The sequence below is a fragment of the Nocardioides sp. NPDC023903 genome (assembly GCF_040639295.1).
In the GTDB taxonomy this organism is placed as follows: domain Bacteria; phylum Actinomycetota; class Actinomycetes; order Propionibacteriales; family Nocardioidaceae; genus Nocardioides.
The window spans coordinates 56,735-71,338 of record NZ_JBEZZS010000017.1 but is presented as its reverse complement, the minus strand read 5'-3'; the positions used below and the strand labels follow the sequence as shown (position 1 = coordinate 71,338).

The window sequence follows — 14,604 nt, the reverse complement described above, 5'->3', positions numbered from 1 at the left end:
AAGCCCTTCGGGTCGAGGAGGGAGGTCAGATGCGCTCGATGACGGTGGCGACGCCCATGCCGGCCCCGATGCAGAGTGTGAGCACGGCGCGCCGGCCACCGGTCCGCTCCAGCTCGTCGACCATGGTGCCGAGGATCATCGCGCCGGTGGCCCCGAGCGGGTGGCCCATGGCGATGGCGCCGCCGTTGACGTTGAGCTTCTCGTCGGGGACGTCGAAGTCCTTCTGCCATTTCAGGGCGACGGCGGCGAACGCCTCGTTGATCTCCCAGAGGTCGATGTCATCGGGGGCCAGGCCGGCGGCGGCAAGCACCTTGTGAGTGGCGGGTGTCGGACCAGTGAGCATGATCGTCGAGTCGGCACCCGAGGTGGCGGTGGCGACGATGCGAGCGCGCGGGGTCAGACCGAAGTCCTTGCCGACCTGCTCGCTGCCGATCAGCACCAGGGAGGCGCCGTCGACGATGCCGGAGGAGTTGGCCGGAGTGTGCACGTGGTTGATGCGCTCGACGCTGTGGAACTTCTGCAGCGCCACGGCGTCGAAGCCGCCGAGCTCGCCCATCGCTGCGAACGAGGGCTTCAGCGCACCCAGCGACTCGACGGTCGACTCGGGACGCATGTGCTCGTCACGGTCGAGGATGACGAGACCGTTCTGGTCGAGCACCGGGATGACCGAGTTCTTGAAACGGCCCTCCTCCCACGCGGTGGCGGCACGCTGCTGCGAGCGGACGGCATAGGCGTCGACGTCCTCGCGGCTGAAGCCCTCGATCGTGGCGATCAGGTCGGCACCCACACCCTGGGGGATGAAGTAGGAGTCGTAGTTGGTGGCCGGGTCCATCGCCCACGCGCCGCCGTCGGAGCTGATCGGCACCCGCGACATCGACTCGACGCCGCCGGCCAGGAGCAGCTTGTCCCACCCAGAGGCGACCTTCTGGGCGGCGGTGTTGCAGGCCTCGAGGCCCGACCCGCAGAAGCGGTTGATCTGCAGGCCACCGACGGTGTCGGGCAGACCGGCGGCCATCGCCGCGGCCTTCGGGATCACCGATCCCTGGTCACCGACGGGCGAGACGACACCGGCGATGAAGTCGTCGATCGCGTTGGTGTCGAGGTCGGGGTTGCGCTCGCGCAGCTCGTCGATGAGTCCGACCAGCAGGCTGACCGGCTTCACGCTGTGCAGTGAGCCGTTCTTCCCGCGGCCTCGCGGCGTACGGATGTGGTCGTAGATGAATGCGTGGTTGCTCATGGTGAGCGGTCCTTCCGTCGGGAGATCAGAGCGGCTGTCACAGCGAACGGGCGATGAGCTCCTTCATCACTTCGTTCGCGCCTGCGAGGATGCGCAGCACGCGCACGTCGGTGTAGATGTGGGCGATCGGGTATTCGTTCATGTAGCCGTAGCCGCCGAAGAGCTGCAGGCAACGGTCAGCGACCTCGGTGGCCCGGTCGGAGATCCAGTACTTCGCCATCGAGGCCTCGGTGGCGTCGAGCTCACCACGGAGGTGCTTCTCGATGCACTGGTCGAGGAAGGCGCGGTTGAGCCGGGAGATGGTCTCGCACTCGGCCAGCTCGAAACGGGTGTTCTGCAGCGCCATCAGCGGCTTGCCGAAGGCGTGGCGCTCCTCGGTGTAGGCCACCGCGAGCGCGACCGCCTTCTCGATCTGCGCCTGGGCGAGGATCGCGGTGATCAGCCGTTCCTGCGGTAGCTGCTCCATCATCTGGTAGAACCCCTGGCCCTCTTCGGGGCCGAGCAGGTTGGCCTGCGGCACTCGCATGTCCTCGAAGGCCAGCTCCGCGGTGTCCTGGTCCTTCTGACCCATCTTGTCGAGCACCCGGCCGCGGGTGAAGCCGGGAGTCTCGTCGTCGACCTCGGCCACGATCAGCGAGATGCCGGCAGCACCCTGGTCGTCGCCGGTCTTGGCGGCAATCACGATCAGGTCGCAGACGTGGCCGTTGGAGATGAAGGTCTTGGCGCCGTTGAGGACGTAGTCGTCGCCGTCCTTGACCGCGCGGGTCTTGATCGCCTGCAGGTCCGACCCGGTGCCGGGTTCGGTCATCGCGATCGAGAGGACCCATTCGCCGCTACACACCTTGGGCAGCCAGCGTCGCTTCTGCTCCTCGGTGGCGTACGCCGCGATGTAGTGGGCCACGATTCCGACCGAGACGGCGAATCCCATGGAGGTGTCGCCGGCTCTGACCTGCTCCTCGAGCAGCACGGTCTCGGCCGCGAAGGACGCTCCTCCCCCGCCGTACGCCTCGTCGAGAGACATCCCGACCAGGCCGAGCTCGCCGGCCTTGAGGTAGGCCTCGCGGCTGGCGTGACCCTGTGCGACATGCTCGTCGGCCCGGGTCAGCACCTCCTTGGCGAAGTAGGTCGCCGCGAGGTCGCGGACGGCTTCGAGGTCCTTGCTCATCCATGAGGACGTCGTTGTTGGCATGGCGCCAATAGTGGCCTATTGTTGGCACTCGGTCAACAAGGTCATCGAAATCCGCACGAAAGCAGGCCAACCGTGGACACCAGCACACCAACGGCGGAGCACACCTACACCGCCATCACCTACGCCGTGGACGATCGGATCGCGACGATCACGCTCAACCGCCCGCAGTCGCGTAATGGCTACACGCTGACCATGGCCGACGAGCTGAACCTGGCCCTCGAGCGTGCGGACCGCGACGAGGACGTCCGGGCCGTTGTGCTCACCGGGGCCGGAGACCACTTCTGCGTCGGCGCCGACCTCTCCGGTGGCGGTTTTGACGTCAACGAGGAGGGCAGCGACGCCGACGCATGGCAGGAACCGGCGGGCCGGTGCTCGAAGCGCATCTTCACGATGAACAAGCCGGTCATCGCTGCCATGCGCGGGGCGGCGGTCGGCGCCGGCCTGACCATCACGCTCGCCTGCGACTTCCGACTGGGCTCCACCGACTCGAGGTTCGGCCTCGTCTTCGCCCGCCGCGGCATCTTCCCCGAAGGCGGCTCGGCCTGGTACCTGCCTCGCCTGGTCGGCACGACCAAAGCCCAGGACTGGATGATCACCGGGCGCGTGTTCGGTGCCGACGAAGCGCTCTCCTCCGGCCTGCTCACCGCCGTCCACCCTCCGGACGAGGTGCTGGATGCGGCGTACGAGCTGGCCCGCGACCTGCGCGACAACACCGCACCGGTCTCCGTGGCGGTCATCCGCCAGATGCTCAACCGGCTGGGCGCAGAGCCCTCGCCGTTCTTCGCCCACGACGTCGACTCGCGCTTGATCGCCGGCCTGCCGACCAACGCCGACGCCGTCGAGGGCGTGATGTCGTTCCTCGAGAAGCGTCCCCCGGTCTTCGCCAACACGGTCGAGAAGGACCTTCCGGCCTGGCTCCCCTGGCTCGCGGAGAACGCGGCAGGGCAGACTGCTCCGGGTGAGCATGTCTGAACCCCGCTGGCGACGCCTGGGCGCCGACCAGCGCCGCGAGGAGATCTTCGCCTGCGCCCAGCGACTCTTCACCCAACGGCCGTACGCCGAGGTGTCGACCACCGACATCGCCCGAGAGGCCGGTGTCGCCCGCGGGCTGCTCAACCACTACTTCGGCACCAAACGCGACCTCTATCTCGAGGTCGTCCGAGAAGCCGCCACGGTCCCCGAGATCGCGGTCGCCCAGCTCCCTGACGGGACGCTCGAGGAGCGCATCGACGCCGCGGTCACCTGGTTCCTCGACTCCCTCGACCAGCAGGGCGCGAGCTGGATCAATGCCACCGGCAGCCACGGCATGGGCCGAGACCCAGAGCTGGAGAAGATCCTGGTTCAGGCCGAGAACGACTCCGTCGACCGATTGATCCAGGCGATCGGGGTGTCCGAGGCGGAAGGCCACCGCGACGAGCTCCGGGCCTTCATCCGCACCTATGGTCAGCTGGCCCGGGCCGCAGGCCGGGAGTGGCTCGTGAAGAAGACGCTCACCCGCGAGCAGGTCCACCAGCTGCTGCGGGTGTGCCTGCTGGCGATCGTGGACGACGTGCTGCCGGCCTCGCTCGACCACTGATACCCGGAGCAGCGCCGCCAGACCGCCATTCCGGCCTCTCACCCCTCCTGGCGCAGGTCGCCCTCGGCCCGGGGCGGCAGGTTGGAGAGGGCGGCCTGGACGAGCGCGACGCGCGCCTTGACCGTGACCGCGCGGCGGAGCCGGCCGACGTCGTCACCGATGTTGCGCTCGACGGACTCGCGGATCTGCTCTTCCGGGAAGCTCGGACGACCGCCGACGGGGACGTCGATGTCGGGGAGGTCGGTGAGCACCGGGAAGATCTGGGTGCCGATGCTGTCCAGCAGCTTGAACCGCTGGAAGCGGTCGGTCTCGTCCCAGACCTTGTCGATGTCGGCACCGCCCTTGCGGAACCTCCGGCCGGAGGCCAGGACGGTCTTGGCCGTCCCGGTCAGGGCCACGGTGAGCTCATGCTCGGTCAATCGCATGCGCCAAGCATGCCCGCAACCGGCCCGGACATCTCCCCCGGGCCGATTACCCTTCGATAACACCTGCCCCAGATAACAGGCGCAGATATCAGGCGGCGTTGAAGGACGCCGGGTCCGGACCCGTGCGGCCCTCGCTCTCCAGGGCGTCGATCGCGGCCAGGTCGGCGTCGGCGAGATCGAAACCGAACACGTCGAGATTCTGCGCGATCCGCGACGGGGTCACCGACTTGGGGATGACGATCCGGTCCTGCTGAAGGTGCCAGCGCAGGATCACCTGAGCAGGGGTGCGGCCGAGGCGGTCTGCGATCGCGGTGATCGCCGGGTTCTGGAGCATCGCGCCCTGGGCGAGCGGGCTCCAGGCCTCGGTGGCGATCCCGAGCCCGGCGCCGGCAGCGACGGTGGCGCGCTGCTGCAGCGCCGGGTGCAGCTCGATCTGGTTGACCGCCGGCACCGTGCCGCCGAGCGCGACGATCCGGTCCAGGTGCTCGGGCAGGAAGTTCGAGACGCCGATCGCACGGACCCGGCCGGCGGCGTACAGCTCCTCGAGGCCCTGCCAGGCGCCGACGTACAGGTCACGGGCCGGGGTCGGCCAGTGGATCAGGTAGAGGTCGACCTGGTCGAGACCGAGGAGCTCGAGGCTCTTCTCGTACGCCTCGACGGGCCGCTCATGGTCGGAGTTCCAGAGCTTGGTGGTGATGAAGAGCTCCTCGCGGGCGATACCGGACTTCGCGAGCGCGCGGCCGACGCCGGCCTCGTTGCCATAGACCGCCGCGGTGTCGATGCTGCGGTAGCCGGCCTCGAGCGCCACGGTCACGGCCGCCTCGGTCTCGTCGTCCGGCACCTGGAAGACGCCGTAGCCGAGCTGCGGCATCGCGACACCGTTGTTCAGGGTGATGGTCGGGATGGTCATGAGACTTCCTTCTCTGAGTTGGGGTGAGGTTCAGGCCGGGACGGGAACGGACGTACGCCGCTCGCCCCCGGGCGCGCGGACGGCGACCAGCAGCACGAGCAGACCGAGCGCGGTGACTCCGGCGCCCGCCCACAGCGGCGAGGTGTAGCCGAACCCGGCCGCGAGGGTCACGCCGCCGATCCAGGCACCCAGTGCGTTGCCGAGGTTGAAGGCGCCGATGTTCGCGCCGGAGGCGAGGGTGGGGGCCTGGTCGGCGTATCCCATCACCCGCATCTGCAGGGCCGGCACCGCGCCGAAGCCGACCGCGCCCATCAGGACCAGGGCGAGGATGGTCAGGATCTGGCTGCTGGCGACGAGGGCGAAGGCGGCGAGGATGACGGTCAGCGCGCTCAAGAGCACACCGAGGGTCTTGACCACGTCTCGGTCGGCGGCCCTGGCGCCCACGATGTTGCCGAAGAAGAGGCCGACACCGAAGAGGACGAGCAGCCACGGGACCGCGCCCGCGGAGAAGCCGCTGACCTCGGTCAGGGTGAAGGCGATGTAGGTGAACCCGCCGAACATGCCGCCGAAGCCCAGCACCGTCAGGGCGATCGAGAACCAGACCTGCGGGCTGGCGAAGGCGGCCAGCTCGGTGCGTACGGCCGGGGCAGCCTGATCGCGGCCGGTGTGGGCCGGGACCAGAAGGGCGATGCCGATGAAGGCGATGATGCCGATGACGGTGATGGCCCAGAAGGTCGAGCGCCAGCCGGCGGCCTGGCCGAGCAGGGTGCCGAGAGGTACGCCGAGGACGTTGGCGAGCGTGAGGCCGCCGAACATGAAGGCGATGGCGCGGGCCTTGCGGTCCGGGGCGACCAGCTGGGCGGCCACGACGGAGCCGATGCCGAAGAAGGCGCCGTGGCACAGCGCCGCGACGATCCGGCCGACCATCATCGTGGCGTAGTCGGGCGAGATCGCGGAGATCAGGTTGCCGAGGATGAACAGCACCATGAGGCCGAGCAGGGCGAGCTTGCGGGGCACGCGGGTGAGCAGGAGCGTCAGGCCGACGGCGCCGATCGCGACGCTGAGGGCGTAGCCGGAGATGAGGTAGCCGGCGGTGGTCTCGCTGACCCCGAAGTCGGTGGAGACCTCGGGCAGCAGGCCCATGATGACGAACTCGGTGAGGCCGATGCCGAACCCTCCGATCGCGAGGGCTAGCAGTGCGACGGGCATGGATGACTCCTGAACGTGGACGGGCTGCGTCTGTCGATAGTCCGCGTGCGCAGTAGTTGCACACGCTTCGTATTTATAGTTGCACGCGCGCACTATCCGCGCAACTCGGGTATGCTGGAGGCGTCCACGAAGGAGGACCCATGGGAATCGCAGACGACGCCGTCGAGATCCGCGCGCAGGGCTGGCGCACGCTGGCCGCCGTGCACGGCCTGATCGAGGCCGCGCTCGAGAAGGCGCTGCAGCGCGAGCACGGGCTGTCGGTCGTCGAGTTCACCGTCCTCGACGCGCTCAGCCGCCAGGACGGTTGGCACATGCGCATGCAGCAGCTGGCCCGCGCGGCGGCCCTCTCCTCCTCGGCCACGACCCGCCTGGTCACGCGCCTGGAGAACCGCGACCTCCTCACCCGGATCCTGTGCGTCGACGACCGCCGCGGGATCTACACCGAGCTCACGCCCGCCGGACGCGCGCTGCTGAAGAAGGCGCGCCCGTTGCACGACGAGGTGCTGCGTACGGCACTGGACGAGGCCGCCGAGATCCCCGAGCTCGCGCCGCTCGTACACGCGCTCGGGTCGTTGTCGCCGGCGCCTGCCTGATCGCGTCTCAGGCGAGCCAGCCGTTGCGCCGAGCGGTGAGGGCCGCCTCGGTCTTGTTGCGGGTGCCGGTCTTGCCGATGGCCGCGGAGAGATAGTTGCGCACCGTGCTCGGCGAGAGGAAGAGCCGGCCGGCGATGTCGGCGATGCTCGACCCGTCCTCGGAGGCCGCGAGCACGTCGCGCTCGCGCGCGGTCAGCGGATTCGGGGCGGCACGGAGCGTGGCGGCGGCCAAGCCGGGGTCGAGCACCGTCTCGCCGCGGAGCACCCGGCGGATCGCGTCGGCCAGCTCCTCGACCGGGCCGTCCTTGACCAGGAAGCCGACGGCACCCGCGGCCATCGCCTGGCGTACGTAGCCGGGTCGGGAGAACGTCGTCAGGATCATCACCCGGCACTCCGGGATTGACGCGCGCAGCTCGCGCGCGGCGTCGAGCCCGCTGATCCCGGGCAGCTCGATGTCGAGCAGGGCCACGTCGGGGCGTACCTCGAGCGCCGTCGGCACGATCTCGGTGCCGGTCCCGACCTGGGCGACCACCTCGAGATCGTCCTCGAGCCCGAGCAGCACGGCGAGCGCGCCGCGCATCATCGCCTGGTCCTCGGCGAGCAGGATGCGGATCACGATGCCGGCACCCTCGCCTCGAGGCGGAACCCGTCGGCCCCAGGACGTACGTCGAGCCGACCGTCGACCGCACGCAACCGCTGCCGCAGGCCCTCGAGCCCGCCCGACCTCTCACCTGTGTCCGCCGGACCACCGACCCCGTCGTCGACCACGGCGAGCCGGAGCTCGCCGCCGTCCTCGGTGAGCTCGAAGCGGCAGGTGGCCGCCCCGGAGTGGCGGAGTACGTTCGTGGCGCCCTCGCGCACGACCCAGGCGAGCGCCTGGCCGGCGATGTCGGGCACCTCGGCCGGGGCAGCGGTCACCGACGTACGGATCCCGGCGGCGTCGAGCGCGCCGCGTGCGCCGTCGAGCTCGTCGGCCAAGGAGAGCGTCTTCATCTGGTCGACGGCGACGCGGACATCGGCCAGGGCGGCGCGTCCGACCTCCTCGATGTCGGCCGCGTGCGCGGCCGCTGCCTCAGGGTCCAGGGCCGCCAGGCGGCGTACGGCCTCGGCCTTGACGACCATCACGCTCAGCGTGTGGCCGAGCAGGTCGTGGAGGTCGCGTGACATCCGGGCGCGCTCCTCGGCCACCGCCGCCCGGGCCAGCTCTTCCCGGGTGCGGCGGAGCTGCTCGACGGCCTCAATGAGGCGGAGGAAGGAGGTCGTGGTGATGCCGCTGAGCAAGGTGCCGCCGACGCTGAGCAGGTAGGCGTCGCCGATGCCCTCGATCACCGCGATCGAGACCGCCACACCGACCGTGGCCGCGACGATCGCCACCAGCAGACGCCAGCCGCGCAGGACCGCCGGGGAGACGATGGCCAGCACTCCCCAGACCGTCTGCCAGCCCTCGCCCTGCATCGCGGCGAGCGCGATCAGCGCGACGAGAACGGGCAGCAGAACGGCGGCCCGGCCGGTGACCACGAGCCCGACCGCGGTCGCAGCGAGGGCCAGCACCAGGACCACCTGGCCGGCGGCCGCCAGCGCGTCGCCGGAGAGATTGAGCAGCGGGAAGAGGAGCAGCACCGGCAGCCACACCAGCACCACGCCGTGGCGCTGAAGGTGACACCTCAGGCCGGACACGCGCGTCACTTTACCGTCGCCGCAGGCCGGCGATGACCACAACGGCCACGACTACGTGCAGGCTCGCGAGCCCCAGTCCCGCGGCCACGGTGAGCGCGCTGGTCGGTGTGATCAGGGAGACCACGGCGATCCCGACGGCGAGCATCGTCCACCGCGTCGTCCCGCGCTCGGAGCGGCCCTGCCACCACCGCAGCAGCGCCCCGCCGGCGAGCGCGATCAGCAGGCTGCTGACGATCACCGACCCGATCCCGATCTGCTGGCTGCCGGCAACCGACTTCACCTCCAGCTCGACTCCCCCGGCCGCGGTCCACAGCAGCCACACGGCGGTCGCCGCCACGGCTGCCGCGGCCGCCGTTCCCGCGATCCACGGCCACCCGACCCGGGTGCGCTGCGAGGTCTCGTTCGTCATGGTCGTCATGCGTGTCCTCCTTCTCCACCACCCACCGTGGGTGGCGTCTCCAGACTCGCGTTCCGAGGGATCCGGGCGTCAGATCTGATTGTCCGGACCCGACGGTGACAATTGTCAGTGGTCGATGTGCCTATCGTGGAGGCATGCGCATCGCCATCGTCGGCGGCCACGGCAAGGTCGCCCTGCATCTCCATCCGATCCTCGCGGCCGCGGGCCACACCCCGGTCGCGCTCGTACGCAGCGAGAGCTACCGAGCCGAGCTCGAGGCGCTCCGGGCCGAGGTGGGCCTGCTCGACATCGAGAACCAGGACGCCGACGGGTTCGCCGCCGCCTTCGCCGGCTGCGACGCGGTGGTCTTCGCCGCCGGTGGTGGCCCTGACGGCAACATCGAGCGCAAGCGCACCGTCGACCTGGAGGGCTCGACCAAGTCGATCGCGGGCGCCAAGGCCGCCGGAATCCAGCGCTTCGTGCAGGTCTCGGCGATCAGCGTCGACGCGCCGGTGCCGGCCGATGCGGGCGAGGTCTGGAAGGCGTACGTCGAGGCCAAGCGCGACGCCGACATCGCCCTGCGCGACAGCGACCTCGCCTGGACCATCCTGCGTCCCGGCGGCCTCACCGACGACGCTCCGACCGGGCGGGTGAAGCTGGCCGAGAAGCTCGACCGCCACACCATCCCGCGTGCCGACGTTGCCGCGGTCATCGCCGCCGTGATCGACGACGACGCCACCGTCGGCAAGCAGTGGGAGCTGGTCTCCGGCGACGCCACGATCGACGAGGCCATCGCCGCCGTCCTCTGACCCGGGCGCTGACTCAGCGGAGCCCCAGCAAACCCTTCACGTACGCCGCCTGGCCGATGTGCTGGGCGGCGTCGTCGACGACACTGACCAGTCGCACCGCGAGAGTGACCGGCGGGTCCCAGCGCTCGTCGATGACGCGGGCGAGGTCGTCCTCGCTCAACGAGTCGACCAGCTCGATCGTGACCTCGTGGACCGCCTGGTAGTAGCCGGTCAGCAGCTTCGGGTCCTCGAGCCGGAACGCCGCGACGTCCTCGGCGCTCTGCCCGTAGCCCATCGCGCCGGGCGCGTACGGCAGCGCGAACCGCTCCACCCAGCCTTCGCGCGCCCACACCTCGTCGGCGCCGGCGAGCGGGGCGATCTGGGCATCCTCCATCCGGGCGATGTGCCACAGGATCCAGGCGATCGAGTTGGCGCGCTCGTACGGTCGCCACAGCAGGTCGTCGACAGAGAGCCCGTCGATGATCTCAGGAAGGGTCTCCGCGATCCGGCCGAAGCCGTCCGCGAGCAGTCGCTGGGGCCAGGTTTCGCTCATGCCTTCCGTTCTACACCGTCGCTCTAGACCGTGTCCGGCAGGTGGCTCTGCGCCTCGCTCCACATCCGGGTCACGATGTCGGCGGCCGGCTCGGCGACGGCGCGCGCCGCGGCCTGGCCGGCCCAGTGGTTGGCCCGGTCCAGAGGCGCCTCTGCGGCGGGGTCGAGCGTTCCCTTGCGCCACCTGGCGACCAGCCGGCGCTGGTGCGGGTAGGGCGCGGGCGAAGGCGCACCCGGCGCGTCCCAGGAGCGCACATAAGGCGTCGGGGCGGCGCGGCCGAGGCGGCCGGAGTAGGCGCGGGTGGCGACAGTGTCCTCGGGCGCGAGGCCGTCGAGCGAGGCCGCCCAGGCGTCGGCGATCGCGGTCTCCGGCGACCGCAGCAGCGCGGTGCCGACCTGCACGGCGCTCGCGCCGAGGGTCAGCGCGGCGGCGACGGCACGCCCGTCGGCGATCGCGCCGGTGGCGATGACCGGCAGGTCGACCCCGTCGACGATGTGTGGCAACAGCGCGAAGAGCCCCACGGACGTACGCTCCGCCGTCTCCGGCGCGAAGACCCCTCGGTGTCCGCCGGCCTCGAGACCCTGCGCGACGATGGCGTCGGCACCGGCCTCCTGGGCGGCCAACGCCTCGGTCAGGGTCGTGGCGCACGCGAACCAGGCGATCCCGGCCTCGTGCAGGCGGTCGACGTACTCCGGCGAGAAGAGCCCCATGATCGAGGAGACGGCCCTCGGCCGGGCGGCGAGCATCGCCTCGCACTGCTCCTCGAACGACGGCGCGGGCGGCTGCTCGGGGCCCGGCGTACCGAATCGGCCCAGGAACTCCTCCGCCGCCGAGATCCTGGCGGGGTCGTCAACGGGCGGGTCGGGGATCCAGATGTTCAGCTGGAGCGGCCCCGCCGACAGCGACCGGAACTCAGCGGCCCACTCAGCGATCCGCTCCGGCGAGTCGAGCACCACCCCCGCCGCGCCCATCCCTCCGGCATCGGCGACCGCGGCCGCCGCCGCGGGCGGACAGGCACCCGCCATCGGCGCCTGAAGGATCGGCATCGAGAGGCCGTACGCCTCACAGAACTCCTGAGCACGTCGTCGAGCGGTCACCCGGCCAGGCTAGTCCTTCACCAGTCCGTCGCGGCCCCAACGGGGCGTCGGACCGGGGTCGCCGAGGTCGGTCCCCGGCGGCTCCTGCGAGACGTCCTTGGCGATCGCGGTGCCCCAGTCGAAGTAGGCCATCAGCGTCTTGTGCAGGTCCGGCCGGTCAGCCAAGACCTCCTCGATCGCGGCCTGCATGAGCTCGAGCCAGCGCTGCCGGTGCTCCTCACGGATCCCGAGGCCGAGGTGGACGTTGAGGAGGGCCTGATGGCCGCCGAGCCTGGCGGTGAAGTCGGCCGGGCCACCGAAGATCTCGCCCAGCCAGATCGCCACCCGCTCGACATGGGTGGGCGTGAAGCTCGCGAAGACCGGCGCGAGGAGCTCGTCGGCCAGCACCCTCTCGTAGAACGCGTCGCTCAGCCGGCGCAGCGCGGGCTCGCCGCCGAGGTCCTCGTACAAGGTCATGCCTCACCATCACGTGCGGCACCGAGATGCGCAACGAAATACTTGTGGCGGTATGGGGAACCGCACGGCAGGATCGGCCCCATGCGCACACTCATCTACTCCGCTTTCGTGTCCATCGACGGCGTCGTCGACTCCCCCGGCGGCGGCTCCGAATACGAGCAGCACCGCAGCGGCGGCTGGACCTACAAGGACATCGAGTTCCTGCCGGAGGCCTACGCGATCAAGGGCAGCGAGATGGAGGAGGCCGGCGCGATGATGTTCGGCCGGCGCAGCTACGAGGCGTTCGCTCCGATCTGGCCTGACATCGAGGACTTCACGGTTGTCAAGGAGATCCCCAAGTACGTCGTCTCGACCTCCCTCGGCGACGACGCCCTGGTCGAGGGCTGGGGCCCGCAGACCATCCTGAGGTCGTTCGACGAGGTCGAGAAACTCAAGCAGGGTGACGGCGGCCCGATCCTGATCGCCGGCAGCGCCGAGCTCGCCCGCAACCTCTCCGACGCTGGCCTGATCGACCGCTACCACCTGCTCGTCTTCCCTGTCGTCCTCGGCGCCGGGAAGTCGATGTGGAGCGAGACCGACAAGGACAAGCAGCGGCTCGAGCTGGTCGAGTCGGAGACCTACGCCAACGGCATCATCAAGCTCGTCTACGACGTAGTCCGCTGACCGCGGTCAGGGGCACCGCGCGTAGAGACGACGCGACCCGGTCCCGTACGCCGTGGGATCGGTGAACGCGCAGCCGTAGTCGGGCGCGGCGACGGCTGCTCGGTCGAGCACGTCGTCGCCGGCCGGGCGGTCGCCGTCCTCGACCCAGTCGACGAGGTCGCCCCAAGCGGCCGAGGCCTCGGCGGGGCTGAACTCGCAGTGCCCCGCGGAGCGGATCGCCCGCTGCACGACCAGACCGTCGCGGTGGTGGCGGGCCACCTCACGCGCGTAGATCTGCTCCAGCGAGAACGGCACGAACATGTCGCCGAGGTTGTGCAGGCTCACCACCGGGGCGGTCGGTCGGCCGGAGATACGCGACGGGGCGTTGAGCCGGTGGCTGTAGCGCCCGGCCAGGTCGGTGGGCTCCGCCCGCTCGATCTCGGTGTTCAGGTCGACCGGCGAGCTCGGCGTGTAGACGGTGTCCTGGTTGGTCGCCACCCGGCCGATGTTGAAGCCGAGCGTGCCACCGTCGTCCACCGACGGCAGCGTGAAGAGGAAGTCCTTCCACTGCCCGAAGGCCGCCACCGCGCCCGGGCGCGGGCCACCGCTGCGCTCGATCGTCATCGCCCGCAGCTGCTCGCCCTCCGGGGTCAAGGTGCCGCCGAGCCCGAGCCGCTCCTTGATCACCGGGACGTCGACGCTCTGGTAGTCCTTCGTGTAGGGGTAGGCGTCGTGCCCCGCGAGCGCCTGCGCACCGAGGTTGTAGTCGACGAAGAAGTCGAAGAGCTCCACATCCCCCAGCTGCCCGCACATCGGCAGCGCGCCGTCGTAGAAGCCCGGATACTGCTCCAGCGAGCGCCCGATCACGTGCCCGCCCATCGACACCCCGGTCACATAGGTGCGGCTCGCCTTGCGCGGCAGCAGCTCGGAGGCGTACGTCGCCAGGTCCCGCGTCGATCGCACCCCGGCACCCACGTCGTAGCCGTTGGTCGAGTAGCTCGACGCCGCCCAGGCGTAGCCCTGCTCGAGGAACGTACGCCGCAGCCCGAACCCCGGGGTCTCGGGCGTCAGCGTGTAGCTGAGCCCGCGGTAGCCGTGGGCCCACATCACCAGCTCGCCGTTCCAGTCGGCCGGCACCTCGAGGATGTACGCGGCGTGCTCGTGCACGCCCTGGCGCACCGTGGTCGCCTGGCCGCCGACGGCGATCGGCGCCACCGGCGGGTTGTTGATCGTGTAGCCGGGAAGCGGCTGGTCACCGGGTGGTTCGGGGTCGGCTAGCGCCGTGCCGGACGAGGCGACCAGAGCGGAAGCGGTCAGGAGCAGGGCGAGGAGAGCGGCTGACACACGAGGCATGTCTTTGAGAGTAGGGCTCGTTGTGACTGGCGTCACAAGAACAGTGCACGATGTGCCTCGTGCATTCTGCACAAGGAGTTCAGCGGCCGACGGCCTTCCGGATCGCGCCGAACGCCGCCTGGCCGACGCCCTTGATGCCTGCCGCGATGAAGGTCGTCCAGTCGAAGTAGTCGCGCCAGAGCACGATCTTGCCGTCGCGCACCTCGAAGGTCCCGCACACCCAGAACTCGGCGGAGACCGAGCCGCGGCTGAGCACGTCGATGCGTTCGGTGAGCACCACCGGGCCGTTGGCGGCGATGTTGATCATCCGGACCTCGAAGCCGGTCGCGTACTTCCCCATGATGCGAAGCTGGCGCCCGACCTCGGACAGGCCACGGGCGGGCGGAAGAGGCACGTTCTGGTAGGTGACGTCGTCGGCGCACAGCGCCAGCGCAGCGTCGACCTCACCGGTCTCGAGCGCGGCCAGGAACTGCTCGACGATCTGGATCTCGGTCATGCCGCC

Annotated in this window: 18 protein-coding genes; 5 read left to right on the top strand and 13 right to left on the bottom strand. The window is 70.2% G+C overall.

Annotation, left to right across the window (positions count from 1 at the left end; genetic code table 11):
* Positions 1-25: 25 nt before the first annotated feature.
* Together AB0F44_RS18205 and AB0F44_RS18200 are read right to left on the bottom strand one after the other, a co-directional pair.
* Positions 26-1,237, bottom strand: coding sequence for an acetyl-CoA C-acetyltransferase (locus tag AB0F44_RS18205; RefSeq protein ID WP_357357738.1), 1,212 nt, complete (start codon positions 1,235-1,237; stop codon positions 26-28).
* Positions 1,238-1,274: 37 nt separating this feature from the next.
* Positions 1,275-2,426: an acyl-CoA dehydrogenase family protein gene (locus tag AB0F44_RS18200; RefSeq protein ID WP_357357736.1), complete on the bottom strand. Its 1,152-nt coding sequence runs from the start codon at positions 2,424-2,426 to the stop codon at positions 1,275-1,277.
* Between the two features lie 72 nt (positions 2,427-2,498).
* Between AB0F44_RS18200 and AB0F44_RS18195 the strand changes: the two genes are divergently transcribed.
* Complete coding sequence (locus AB0F44_RS18195; RefSeq protein WP_357357734.1) at positions 2,499-3,398, top strand: enoyl-CoA hydratase-related protein; 900 nt, start codon at positions 2,499-2,501, stop codon at positions 3,396-3,398.
* The gene (locus AB0F44_RS18190; RefSeq protein WP_357357820.1) at positions 3,391-4,002 is read left to right on the top strand and encodes a TetR/AcrR family transcriptional regulator; all 612 of its coding nucleotides are present in this window, start codon (positions 3,391-3,393) and stop codon (positions 4,000-4,002) included. The genes AB0F44_RS18195 and AB0F44_RS18190 overlap by 8 nt, the downstream gene beginning before the upstream one ends.
* Before the next feature lie 38 nt (positions 4,003-4,040).
* Here the strand turns inward: AB0F44_RS18190 and AB0F44_RS18185 are convergent, their stop codons facing one another.
* The 3 genes from AB0F44_RS18185 to AB0F44_RS18175 form a co-directional block, all read right to left on the bottom strand.
* Positions 4,041-4,427: a hypothetical protein gene (locus AB0F44_RS18185; RefSeq protein ID WP_357357732.1), complete on the bottom strand. Its 387-nt coding sequence runs from the start codon at positions 4,425-4,427 to the stop codon at positions 4,041-4,043.
* A gap of 88 nt (positions 4,428-4,515) precedes the next feature.
* Complete coding sequence (locus AB0F44_RS18180; protein WP_357357731.1) at positions 4,516-5,337, bottom strand: aldo/keto reductase; 822 nt, start codon at positions 5,335-5,337, stop codon at positions 4,516-4,518.
* A 30-nt stretch (positions 5,338-5,367) separates the two neighbouring features.
* Positions 5,368-6,546: an MFS transporter gene (locus tag AB0F44_RS18175; RefSeq protein WP_357357729.1), complete on the bottom strand. Its 1,179-nt coding sequence runs from the start codon at positions 6,544-6,546 to the stop codon at positions 5,368-5,370.
* A gap of 140 nt (positions 6,547-6,686) precedes the next feature.
* On the opposite strand from AB0F44_RS18175, the gene AB0F44_RS18170 reads away from it, so the two are divergent.
* Entirely contained in the window at positions 6,687-7,139 is a 453-nt protein-coding gene (locus tag AB0F44_RS18170; RefSeq protein ID WP_357357727.1) for a MarR family transcriptional regulator, read from the top strand.
* Positions 7,140-7,146: 7 nt separating this feature from the next.
* Here the strand turns inward: AB0F44_RS18170 and AB0F44_RS18165 are convergent, their stop codons facing one another.
* Genes AB0F44_RS18165 through AB0F44_RS18155 form a run of 3 tightly spaced genes read right to left on the bottom strand, consistent with a single transcriptional unit; the run spans position 7,147 to position 9,234 of the window.
* Positions 7,147-7,755 (bottom strand): response regulator transcription factor, encoded by a 609-nt coding sequence (locus AB0F44_RS18165; RefSeq protein WP_357357725.1) that lies wholly within the window; start codon positions 7,753-7,755, stop codon positions 7,147-7,149.
* Positions 7,752-8,816, bottom strand: a complete 1,065-nt coding sequence (locus tag AB0F44_RS18160) for a histidine kinase (protein ID WP_357357723.1) — start codon at positions 8,814-8,816, stop codon at positions 7,752-7,754. Before AB0F44_RS18160 ends, AB0F44_RS18165 begins: the two co-directional genes overlap by 4 nt.
* A 10-nt stretch (positions 8,817-8,826) precedes the next feature.
* On the bottom strand, positions 8,827-9,234 hold the full coding sequence (locus AB0F44_RS18155) for a DUF6069 family protein (RefSeq protein ID WP_357357721.1): 408 nt from the start codon (positions 9,232-9,234) through the stop codon (positions 8,827-8,829).
* A 134-nt stretch (positions 9,235-9,368) separates the two neighbouring features.
* Between AB0F44_RS18155 and AB0F44_RS18150 the strand changes: the two genes are divergently transcribed.
* On the top strand, positions 9,369-10,022 hold the full coding sequence (locus AB0F44_RS18150) for an NAD(P)H-binding protein (protein WP_357357719.1): 654 nt from the start codon (positions 9,369-9,371) through the stop codon (positions 10,020-10,022).
* Positions 10,023-10,035: 13 nt separating this feature from the next.
* Here the strand turns inward: AB0F44_RS18150 and AB0F44_RS18145 are convergent, their stop codons facing one another.
* The 3 genes from AB0F44_RS18145 to AB0F44_RS18135 are packed head-to-tail and all read right to left on the bottom strand — an operon-like array spanning position 10,036 to position 12,107.
* Positions 10,036-10,554: a DUF664 domain-containing protein gene (locus AB0F44_RS18145; RefSeq protein WP_357357717.1), complete on the bottom strand. Its 519-nt coding sequence runs from the start codon at positions 10,552-10,554 to the stop codon at positions 10,036-10,038.
* A 23-nt stretch (positions 10,555-10,577) separates the two neighbouring features.
* Positions 10,578-11,651, bottom strand: a complete 1,074-nt coding sequence (locus AB0F44_RS18140) for a nitronate monooxygenase (RefSeq protein WP_357357715.1) — start codon at positions 11,649-11,651, stop codon at positions 10,578-10,580.
* Between the two features lie 9 nt (positions 11,652-11,660).
* Positions 11,661-12,107, bottom strand: coding sequence for a group II truncated hemoglobin (locus AB0F44_RS18135; RefSeq protein WP_357357713.1), 447 nt, complete (start codon positions 12,105-12,107; stop codon positions 11,661-11,663).
* A gap of 81 nt (positions 12,108-12,188) precedes the next feature.
* On the opposite strand from AB0F44_RS18135, the gene AB0F44_RS18130 reads away from it, so the two are divergent.
* On the top strand, positions 12,189-12,770 hold the full coding sequence (locus AB0F44_RS18130) for a dihydrofolate reductase family protein (RefSeq protein ID WP_357357711.1): 582 nt from the start codon (positions 12,189-12,191) through the stop codon (positions 12,768-12,770).
* Between the two features lie 6 nt (positions 12,771-12,776).
* Here AB0F44_RS18130 and AB0F44_RS18125 read toward each other — a convergent pair whose 3' ends face one another.
* Both AB0F44_RS18125 and AB0F44_RS18120 read right to left on the bottom strand, forming a co-directional pair.
* Positions 12,777-14,102: a hypothetical protein gene (locus tag AB0F44_RS18125; RefSeq protein ID WP_357357709.1), complete on the bottom strand. Its 1,326-nt coding sequence runs from the start codon at positions 14,100-14,102 to the stop codon at positions 12,777-12,779.
* A gap of 79 nt (positions 14,103-14,181) precedes the next feature.
* A complete protein-coding gene (locus AB0F44_RS18120) occupies positions 14,182-14,598 on the bottom strand; it encodes a limonene-1,2-epoxide hydrolase family protein (RefSeq protein ID WP_357357707.1) in 417 nt (138 codons plus the stop codon).
* Positions 14,599-14,604: the final 6 nt, after the last annotated feature.